The sequence below is a fragment of the Microvirga sp. 3-52 genome (assembly GCF_018383585.1).
Lineage (GTDB): Bacteria > Pseudomonadota > Alphaproteobacteria > Rhizobiales > Beijerinckiaceae > Microvirga.
This window is the reverse complement of sequence record NZ_JAHAMK010000066.1, coordinates 1-10015: the sequence shown is the minus strand read 5'-3', so window position 1 is coordinate 10015 and position 10015 is coordinate 1. Positions and strand designations below refer to the sequence as shown.

Here is a 10015-nt window from a genome sequence, read left to right as displayed (position 1 = left end):
TGTCGATCCGGTTGAGTTCTCGTTTGCTCATCAGCACCATGCCCATCAGATCTGCCGCCTCCGTGCCTCGATCCCGAAGGGCAGGAGACTGACATTTTGACTTTGCTCAGTGCTGACAATTTAACTTTGCGCCTACAAAGACATTTCGCATAAGATATATTATGGAACCTATTTTGATGCGTTACTGGGGAAATCCACTTACCGACGCTTCAAGCGAGGTTTCGAGGCAGCAGGACGTTCAGCGTGAGCCTAGCGCGTTTCGATCTGCATCCCGTCATAAGCCGGTTCGATATGCGGCGGCAGTTCTCGTCGCAGTTTTTCGTAATCCAGGTCCGTGTGCAGGTTCGTCAGGATGGCGTGCTTCGGCCTGACTTTCTCGATCAGCTCCAGTGCTTCCGACAGCGAGAAGTGCGTCGGATGCGGCGTGTAGCGCAAGGCATCCAGGATCAGGACATCCAGGTCTTCGAGGGCCGGCAGGCTCTCCTCGGGCATGCGGCTCACGTCCGGCGCGTAAGCGATTCTGCCGAAACGGAATCCCAGGGCATCGATATCCCCGTGGACCATCCTGAACGGCAAGGCCTCAACGGCACCGCCGGGCCCGGAAACCGCGGTCATCACGCCGTGCTGCAGATGGCGCATCTTCAGGATCGGCGGATAGCTGCTGCCGGCCGGCGTCTCGAAGCAGTAGCCGAACCGCATCTGGAGAAGCTCACTCGTCATCCGGTCGGCATAGACCGGGATTCGCTGATGCTGGACGATGGCGAGCGGACGCAGATCGTCGATACCGTGGATATGATCCGCATGCTCATGCGTGATGAGAACGCCGTCGAGGCGACGGACATCGGCCCCAAGAAGCTGCTCGCGCAGATCGGGCGTGGTATCGACAAGAACAGCCGTAGTCGAACCGCCGGAGCCTGTTTTCTCGACCAGAATCGAGCAGCGCCGTCGGCGGTTCCTGGGGTTGGACGGATCGCAGGCGCCCCAACCGACACCGACGCGCGGCACGCCGGCTGAGGACCCGCAACCGAGGATCGTCACTCTCAAGGTCATGATGCGAGCGCCTGTCCCGATGCCGCGTCGGCGGCGGCAGCCTTGGCGAACAGGCGATAGAAATTCGCCGTCGTCAACGCGGCGACGTCCTGGTCTGTCATCCCGACGACGTCTGCGAGTACCTTGGCGGTGTGAGGCACGAACGCCGGCTCGTTCGTTTTTCCGCGATACGGAACGGGAGCCAGATATGGCGCGTCCGTCTCGACAAGCAGACGCTCATGGGGAACTGCCGCCGCGATCCGGCGGATCTCCTCCGAGTTCCTGAAGGTCAGGATGCCGGAAAAGGACACGTAGAGCCCGAGCTCGACACCGACCTGAGCCAGCCTTTCGCCGGACGAGAAGCAATGGAGAACCGCATCGAAGCGCCCTCGCCTCATTTCCTCGGACAAGATCTGGATCATGTCGTCGTCGGCGTTGCGGGCATGGATGACCAAGGGCAAGCCGGTTTCCCGCGCCGCCTCGATATGCGTCCTGAAAACCCGCTGCTGCACGTCGTGCGGGCTCTTATCGTAATGATAATCGAGGCCGGCTTCGCCAATGGCGACGCATCGCGGGTGCTGCGAGAGCTCGATCAGCCGCTCGGCCGGCATATCGGGTTCGGCGGCGGCATTGTGAGGATGCGTGCCGACGGTGCAAAAGATGCTCTCATGAGTCTCGGCCAAGGCACGATAGGTCTCGAAGCGGGCCACATGGGTTGAGATCGTTACCATGCGACCCACGCCGGCAGCCGATGCCGCATCCAGCACCTCGGGGAGCCGGTTCTGAAAATCCGGGAAGTCCAGATGGCAATGGCTATCGACCAACATGGTTGAAGGCACCCTCCTCTGCGGCGGCTAGCGGCACGGCTGCATAAATCGGATCGGCGCCCTCGTCTACTGATGGCCGCCCTGGGCTGTCGCCACAGGCTCATCGTCCTCTTTCGTCTCTTTGCGCCGCATTTTGCGAAGCCGCTCCTGATGCCTGCGCACCTGGACATCGTCATGGTCCTGCGGCCGAACGACGGGAACGGTGAGGCACACGCTCTGAGCGGGCAGGACATTGCACCAAGCATCGATCAGGTGCTTGTAGCAGCGTCCGACAGGACGGATATTCCGGTCGAGATCATAGAGCCCGACAGGCGTGACGCGATTGTTTTCCTCGCGCAGAGCCACATCCCAATCGACCTGATCGGTCAGAGAATACCAAGTGAAGCCGACGATCGGAACGCCGGTGTTTCGGACATGGAGCACGTTGGCCCATTGCTTCCAGAGCCAGTCTACCGCTTCCTGCCCGGTCGGCCCTTCCATGAGGTTCGTCTCGGTATGCATTACCGGCAGCCGATATCGATCATAGTACTGCCGGGTGATCTCGTCGTAGCCGAACACGTCGCCGGCTGCTCTTGTGGCTCCGTCGGCACTCACCCGGTGTTCGTTGGTGACGTAATAGTCGTTTCCCATGATGCAGTGGTGACGAAGTGACGAACGGCTCAGGAAGAAATGGTATTCCTCCCGGGCCATGCCGTTATCCATCAGGAACTCGTACATCTCCGAGTCCAGCCGCCGACCGTAGTTGAGGTCGAGGGACAGGAAGCGTCGAGCATTCATGATCTCGGCGGGCTTGATTGCCGCCGGGTTTTCCGCGTGGAAGTACTCGGACGACTCGCTCTGGATGAACAGCGCATCCGGGCGAACCTTGAGGATCCGCTCCATGGCCAGCACATTCGCCTTCACGATGTGCTTGAGAGCCGTCACGAAGGCCTGATCGCTGCGCAACTGCTCGTTCCACCAACCATAGGCGGCCGAGAACTGGGCGCAGATGAACATCTCGTTGATGGGCGTGTAGAGCTGAACCCAGGCGTAGCGGCGTGCGAATTCTTCGGCATAAGTGGCGAAAAGATCAGGAAAATCTGGATTCTGGAAGTTGCCGATCCAGTCCGGAACCCCGAAATGGCAGAGATCGACGATGGGGATTATGTTACGCCGCCTGATCTCAGCGAAGGTCATATCGGCGAAGGACCAGTCGTACCGACCTGGTCCGATGTAGGTCGTATGGAGCGGCGGCCCATAGCGCAGGACCTGGATATCCAGATCGTCCAGAAGCTCGAAATCCGTCCGCCAATGGGTGTAATGGCCGCATTTCTCCATCTGATCGATGCGCGTGCGGCCATTATTGATGGTCGGGATGCTGTTCTCGATCCCGGTTGCGAACATGAAGGTCGTATACATCGTGCGCTTCCGCTGAGGGGCCCAGAGGGCCGATCAAAGCGGATGCGTCAGGACGCCTCCGCCTCGATATAACGCGGGAAAATCGGCACAGGTTGCGGAAGGGCACTTCCGGGCACCAAACGATGCTCGGATCCGACGGCCGCAAGCACCCTGCCCTCCGACGGAACCGCCAGCAGGTCGAGCAGCTTGGCGGCAGCCGTCGGAACGAAGGGCTGGGCCAGAATGCCGACTGCCCGCAGGATCTCTGCCGTCACGTAGAGCACCGTGTTCATCCGTGCCGGATCGCTCTTGCGCAGCACCCACGGCTCCTGTGAGGCGAAATAGCGGTTGGCCTCCGCCACCACGGCCCAGATCTCGGCAAGCGTGGTATGGACCGCGAAATCCTTCATGGCAGCCCTCGTCTTCCCCGGCAAGGCATCGGCCAGCCAGAGAATGTCCTGATCGGCCTGGGTGAACTCGCCCGGCTGCGGCACGGTCCCGTCGCAATTCTTGCCGATCATGGACAGGGACCGTTGGGCCAGATTGCCGAGGTCGTTTGCCAGATCCGCATTGATCCGGTTGACGATGGCCTCGTGGGAGTAGTTCCCGTCTTGGCCGAAAGGCACTTCCCGCATGAAGAAATAACGGATCTGATCGACGCCGTAGGTGTCGGCAAGGTCGAAGGGATCGACCACATTGCCGACGGACTTCGACATCTTCTCGCCCTTGTTGAGCAGGAATCCATGGCCAAAAACGCGCTTCGGCAGCGGCAGCTCAGCCGACATCAGGAAAGCCGGCCAATAGACCGTGTGGAAGCGTACGATGTCCTTGCCGATGATATGCACGTCGGCTGGCCAATAACGCCACCGCGGATCGTTCTCATTCGGAAAACCGCAGCCGGTTACATAATTGTTGAGGGCGTCGATCCACACATACATGACGTGCTTCGGATCGCCCGGGACCGGCAGGCCCCAGTCGAAGGTCGTGCGGCTGATCGAGAGGTCCTGCAGCCCGGACCGGACGAAGCTCGTGATCTCGTTGCGGCGGGTTTCCGGACTGATGAAGTCCGGATCGGCCGCATAATGGGCGAGAAGCCGATCCTGATAGGCAGAGAGGCGGAAAAAGTAACTCTCCTCCTCGATCCATTCGACAGCCGCCCCCGTCGGCGCGCGCCAGCTGCCGTCGGCCTGTTTCGTCAGCTCGCTCTCGTCGAAATAGGCCTCGTCCCGGACCGAGTACCAGCCGGAATACTTCGAGAGATAGATATCCCCTTTCTCCTGCATCCGGCGCCAGAGTTCCTGGGTCGAGGGCAGATGATCGGCATCCGTGGTGCGCATAAAGCGGTCGTAGGAGCAGTCGAGCCGGTCGGCCATGGCCTTGAACTTGGCTGCCATCTCATCGACGAAGGCCTTGGGCGTCGTGCCGCTCTTATCGGCCGTCTGCTGAATTTTCAGGCCGTGCTCGTCCGTGCCTGTCATGAAGAACACATCGTAACCGTCGATGCGCTTGAAGCGTGCGATCGCGTCGGATGCGACCACCTCGTAGGCGTGGCCGATATGGGGCGCCCCATTCGGGTACGAGATAGCCGTGGTGATATAGAACTTCTGCTTGTCGGCCATGTCGAATCCTAAGCCTTGAAATCAAAAACCCTTCGGACGACGGGGCTTCAAGCCGCTCGACGAACCGCGTCGGCAAGATCGTCGAACATCGTCAGGATGAAGGGCCGACGGTCGAGGTTGAACACGTCGATCTCGCGCGCCGAACGGCCGATCTTCTCACATACCTCTACCAAAGGCGCAAGGCGGGACGCGCCGAGCCCTGCCCGCTCGTGGAGTCTCTCCGACACCCAGCGCTGCACCGTTTCCAGTGCCAGCTCATAGCTGTCGTCCGCATCCCGCCTGGAGAGCGCTTCCGCAAGCGCAAGGACTTGCTTGGTGTCGGCTTTCGGTAATCCGTTCAGAAGCCGGGTGACCTGATCGATGAAGGCGACCTTCTCGGCGTCGAGCAGTTCCAGCGTACGTCGGACGGAACCTTCCCCATAGAGCAGCGCCTGATCCAATACGTCTTGAGGAATATCGGTCCAGAGTGATCCGAGGGACGCTATGGCCGCGCTGATGTCGTGGTTCTCCAAGGGACGAAGCAGAAGGCGCCGGCAGCGGGAACGGATCGTGGGGAGAACCCTTTGGGGGGCATGGCTGACGATGAGGAAAATCGAGCGCGGCGGCGGCTCCTCGATCACCTTGAGCAGGGCATTGGCGCTTGAGATCGTCAAATCGTCGGCGCTGTCGACGATGCAGACCCGGTAGCCGCCGTTGGCGGCGGTCGAGCCGAACATGCCGAGCGCTCGGCGGACCGCCTCCACAGGAATGGTCGCTGACGGACCCTTCTTGTCCGTGGCCGGAGCCCTGCGAAGAACCGACAAATTGGGGTGCGAGAGAGCCGCCACCTGACGCGCCACATGCGAGTCGGGAGGCACATCCAGGCTTGGGATGGCGCGATCACGGCTCATCTGCGGATCAAGAATGCTTCGCGCGACGCGATACGCCAGGGTGGCCTTCCCGATCCCCTGCCCGCCCCCGATCAGCCAGGCATGATGGAGACGACCGCTGCGCAGCCCGTCCAGGAAGGCTTCCTCGCCCTCGCGATGGCCGAAGAAAGCGAATTGCTCCCGGGGATGCGGCGCCCCCTCGAACCGGTCCGGCTCGACTGCTTCCTGATCGTCACGCGGCATCGGGGGGCCTCGCCGCTTGGTCGGTCACTTGAGGAAGGCGCTCACGCAAAGCTGCCCAAATGGCCGCTTCGACTTCGTCGGGTTCCTGGTCCGCATTGATCACAACGAACCGTTTCGGCTCGGCCCTGGCAATCGAAAGATAGGCTTGGCGAAGGGATTGGTGGAAGGAGATATCCTCTTCCTCAAACCGATCCGCCCCCTCGCCTTTCCCTGCCTGGCGCGCTCTGGCGCGAGAGAGCCCGGTTTCGGCAGGAAGATCGAGGATAAAGGTCAGGTCGGGCTTCGCGCCCCTGAGGGTTACTGTCTCGAGCCGGTCGATCAGCCCCTTGTCTATATTCCCCAGGGATCCCTGATAAGCCCGAGTCGAATCCGCAAAACGATCGCATAGAACGTGGGTGCCACCTCTCAGCGCCGGCCCAATCGTCTTGTCGAGGTGATCGATCCGGGCTGCCGCAAAGAGCAGTGCTTCCGCTAAAGGCCCGAGATGCTTGGCATGCCCTCCCAGGATGAACGCACGGATTTCCTCGGCATGCGGCGAGCCACCGGGCTCGCGGGTCACGAGAACTGACTGGCCGAGTTGCCCCAGCCGGGCTTTAAGTCTCTCGATCTGGGTCGACTTGCCGGCGCCTTCCCCACCCTCGAACGTAATGAAGCAGCCGGCCATCAAATGCCTTCGATCACGCTTGTGAAAGCGCGGCGGACCCAGCCCGTGCTGAACTCGAGCAGGCCATCCAGAGCCCGCTGGCTCAGCGTCCCTTCGTGGACATCCTCATTGGCGTAAAGCGGCATTTCGAGAGCCTGCATGTCACCCCGATTGACCTGAAGCCGGGCTACCTCGGCTCCCTTCTGGACAGGGGCCTTGAGCGGACCGGTGTAGATGATGCGAGCGCTGACCCGCTCGCCCTCTCCACGAGGCACAAGTACACGAACAGGCTTCTTGGACACAAGCGGCAGCGACCGCATGTTTCCACCGAAAACCTGAGCTTCGCCAACGACCTGCCCCTCGGCGAACAGTTGTTGGGTTTCGAAGGCCCTGAAGCCCCAATCCAGGAGTTTCCGGGATTCAGCCGCGCGATCCTTCGCCGTCTTAAGGCCATTGACGACCACGATCAGACGCTGATCGTTCTGAACGGCGGATCCGATCAGGCCGTAGCCCGATTCATCGATATTGCCTGTCTTGAGCCCGTCCGCTCCTATGTCGAGGAACAGCAACGGATTGCGGTTCTGCTGGCGGATCTTGTTCCAGGTAAACTCACGCTCGCCGAAGATCTTGTAGAGGTCGGGATAGGTCTCGATGAGGTGAAGGGCGAGCTTCGACAGATCTCGGACGGTGGCCTTCTGCTCGGGATGCCCGTAGCCGGTCGCGTTGCGGAAGGTCGACTTGGTGAGACCGATCTGCTTGGCCCGCTCGTTCATCATGCGGGCAAAATTCTCTTCCGTACCGGCAATGCCTTCGGCGAGCGCTATCGCGGCGTCGTTGCCGGACTGAACGATGAGGCCGCGCAGCAGATCCTCGAGCCGGACCGGTGTATTGACCTTGGCGAACATGGATGAGCCGCCCGAGCCTGCCCCCCCTTTGCGCCACGCATTCTCCGAGATGGTGAACTCGCTGTCAAAATTCAGGCGACCGCTCTTAATCTCATTGAACACAACCTCTGCCGTCATGGTCTTGGCCATGCTGGCGGGTGCGGTCAGTTCATCGGCATTCTTCTCGAAAAGAACCGCATGGCTTCCTGCGTCCATCAGGATTGCCGTGGGCGCCGCGGTCTGGAAATTCTGCGCCAGCGCCGCTTTCGGCCAAGCGGACGCGAGGAAGATGGCACCCCATACAAAACCAAACGCCGCCAGGCATTGGGCGACCTTAACGTGACGCATCGTCAACTTCTCCGGGCTCTCCCCTTAGGAGACCCCGAATCTGTAGCGCGTCAACAACAAATCAACGTCCGGCCACGCTAGCCTGTGCGCGATGTTACATAGATCAGGTCGGGCGGATTCCGGGAACTACCGGAGCACGAACTTCGAAGGATTGGCAGCCGAATATGCGCCACTTCTCTGGAAGCCGGACGGCGCATGTCCCGGCGGAGCCTCGTAGAGACTGGCGACGACCGGACGCGAGGCGGGAATTGCCCCGGGAGCCGCTGAGCTGATCCGCGCCACCGGGCTTGCCGCTCCTGGGATCGTGCCAAGGTCGAACGGACGCTCAGGTGGAAGCGGCACATTGCTGGCAACGGCGCCGGAACCCGCAGGATGCGCCACGGGAGCCGGTGCCGAATAGGCATCGTCATCAGGCTCGTAGGTCTGGAGGGCTATGGCTTGGCGAGGGGCGTTCGGCCGCGGTGCCGCCTGGGCGATCATGGTTGGGGCCGAGCCGGTCAGGGCAGCCGGTTGCCCGTCCGTCCGGAGGCTTGCCAAAAGGATGCGGTCATCGCTGCCGTTGGTGGAAGCGCGGCCGACATACTCGACCCGTACTCGCGCAGTTCCGGACTGCCGAAAGCCAAGGGCCGCGGCAGCACGTTCGGACACGTCAATCACCCGGTTGCCATGGAACGGACCGCGATCATTCACGCGAACGATCATGGAATGCCCATTCTGCAGATTCGTCACACGGGCGTAGCTCGGCAGCGGCATGGTCGTGTGGGCGGCTGCAATCGAATCGCGATCGAAGACCTCGCCATTGGCTGTCATACGACCGTGGAAATTAGAGCCGTACCAGGACGCCAGCCCCTCGCTCGCCCGCGGCGTTTCATTCGGCACATAGGTACGGCCGGCAACCGTGTAGGGCTTGCCTACCATCTGGCGGCCGCCGCCCTTCGGAATAGGCTGGCCGTCGGCGACAACCTTCGGGCTCGGGGCCACGCCATACTTGGGATCGATCCCCCCTCGGACATTCGAGGAGCAATTGGCTGCCGTCAGGGCGATCGCGGTCACGCCTGCGATGCGGAGGAGAGTCCGTTGATTGATGGAAGAGCCACTTCCCTTCAGTCCGGTTTTCGCTTCGGCGCGATCACAAGGCATATCGTCTCGCATCCTATCGTCTGTACGGTGCATGGCATCGCGCCAATGTCCGCACATCAAGCCAAGTTGGTTTGCGGGTGCTTAAAAAGAAGTTAAACGGCCGCGCTTGTCAATGGCTCAGCTACAGGCAATGAAACATAATTATGAAATTATAATTATCCTTTCATATCAGAAGCATAGATGTCAAAGCCACGATGCGACTTTAACGAAAGAGGTTCCGAGGTCGCCGGAGAATGCTGAGGCAACGAAATTCGACGGGAGGATCTCGCCCCGGAGATTAGCGCCAATTTTAGTATAAAAATCAGCGACTTATTCCACATTGATCTGCCAGTCGCCATCAAGAGAGTTTCGCCGATGCGCATCAGCCGGTTTGGCTCCTGCCCTCCGTTCGAGCGACAACTTCATTTTGAGATGGCTTGGTTAATGAAACGACTGTCGCTGCCACGAACCCAAGCATTAGGCGAGCGCACGCTGCTCTACTTTCATAGACGGTCAGGCATACAGCCTCGTACTCGACCGCGACCCGCCCATGTTTCGTGAACTGGGCGAGAAGGTTGTCGATGTCATGGGTAGAGGCTTCATTATGGTCAGTACGGTCTGAAGATGCAGATCAATCAGCCAAGTAGGGCCAAACACACAACCGCTATGGCTGCCGCTCGATTAAAGACCGCACGATGGAGAATTTCGCGAGAGCCCGATCCGTCAGGGGAAATGCGGTCGGCAATCGGGAGGTTCTGAGCATTCCTGCATACGGCAGCAAACGCCACCAATTCTCCTTGGCCTGACAGGGGCGGTCCGCACAATACTGTTCACGGACGGGGTCCGGTCAATCTGGTGTTGGGAACGTGGGGGCGGAGAGTGCTATTTCCGGCACTTCATGAGTGATGCTAAAGCGCTTTTGATCTGGACTTGAATCCATTCGGGTGGGCTGTGCGTTGACAGGCATATGGCCCGGGAGGCAAGCCATGCCCCAGCCCTATTCCGCTGATCTGCGTGCGCGTGTTCTGGTCGCCGGTGCGCGCGGCGACCTTCCTCA

8 protein-coding genes are annotated in these 10015 nt (G+C 60.6%); all 8 read right to left on the bottom strand.

The annotated features are described in order from the left end of the window. Nucleotides 1–249: 249 nt before the first annotated feature. The 8 genes from KHP60_RS24555 to KHP60_RS25780 all read right to left on the bottom strand — a co-directional run bounded on the left by KHP60_RS24555 (nucleotide 250) and on the right by KHP60_RS25780 (nucleotide 8892). A complete protein-coding gene (locus tag KHP60_RS24555; RefSeq protein ID WP_213566896.1) occupies nucleotides 250–1050 on the bottom strand; it encodes an MBL fold metallo-hydrolase in 801 nt (266 codons plus the stop codon). Further along, on the bottom strand, nucleotides 1047–1856 hold the full coding sequence (locus KHP60_RS24550; protein WP_213566895.1) for a TatD family hydrolase: 810 nt from the start codon (nucleotides 1854–1856) through the stop codon (nucleotides 1047–1049). The genes KHP60_RS24555 and KHP60_RS24550 overlap by 4 nt, the downstream gene beginning before the upstream one ends. A 66-nt stretch (nucleotides 1857–1922) precedes the next feature. After that, nucleotides 1923–3254, bottom strand: coding sequence for a family 1 glycosylhydrolase (locus KHP60_RS24545; protein WP_213566894.1), 1332 nt, complete (start codon nucleotides 3252–3254; stop codon nucleotides 1923–1925). Between the two features lie 47 nt (nucleotides 3255–3301). Then, complete coding sequence (gene metG, locus KHP60_RS24540) at nucleotides 3302–4852, bottom strand: methionine--tRNA ligase (protein WP_213566893.1); 1551 nt, start codon at nucleotides 4850–4852, stop codon at nucleotides 3302–3304. Between the two features lie 47 nt (nucleotides 4853–4899). After that, nucleotides 4900–5964 carry a DNA polymerase III subunit delta' gene (locus tag KHP60_RS24535; protein ID WP_213566892.1) on the bottom strand — a complete coding sequence of 355 codons (1065 nt, stop codon included), beginning with the start codon at nucleotides 5962–5964 and terminating at the stop codon, nucleotides 4900–4902. Next, nucleotides 5954–6628, bottom strand: coding sequence for a dTMP kinase (gene tmk / locus KHP60_RS24530; protein ID WP_213566891.1), 675 nt, complete (start codon nucleotides 6626–6628; stop codon nucleotides 5954–5956). Before tmk ends, KHP60_RS24535 begins: the two co-directional genes overlap by 11 nt. Next, a complete protein-coding gene (locus tag KHP60_RS24525) occupies nucleotides 6628–7839 on the bottom strand; it encodes a D-alanyl-D-alanine carboxypeptidase family protein (protein ID WP_213566890.1) in 1212 nt (403 codons plus the stop codon). The genes tmk and KHP60_RS24525 overlap by 1 nt, the downstream gene beginning before the upstream one ends. 126 nt (nucleotides 7840–7965) lie before the next feature. Next, nucleotides 7966–8892 carry a septal ring lytic transglycosylase RlpA family protein gene (locus KHP60_RS25780; RefSeq protein WP_311925349.1) on the bottom strand — a complete coding sequence of 309 codons (927 nt, stop codon included), beginning with the start codon at nucleotides 8890–8892 and terminating at the stop codon, nucleotides 7966–7968. Nucleotides 8893–10015: the final 1123 nt, after the last annotated feature.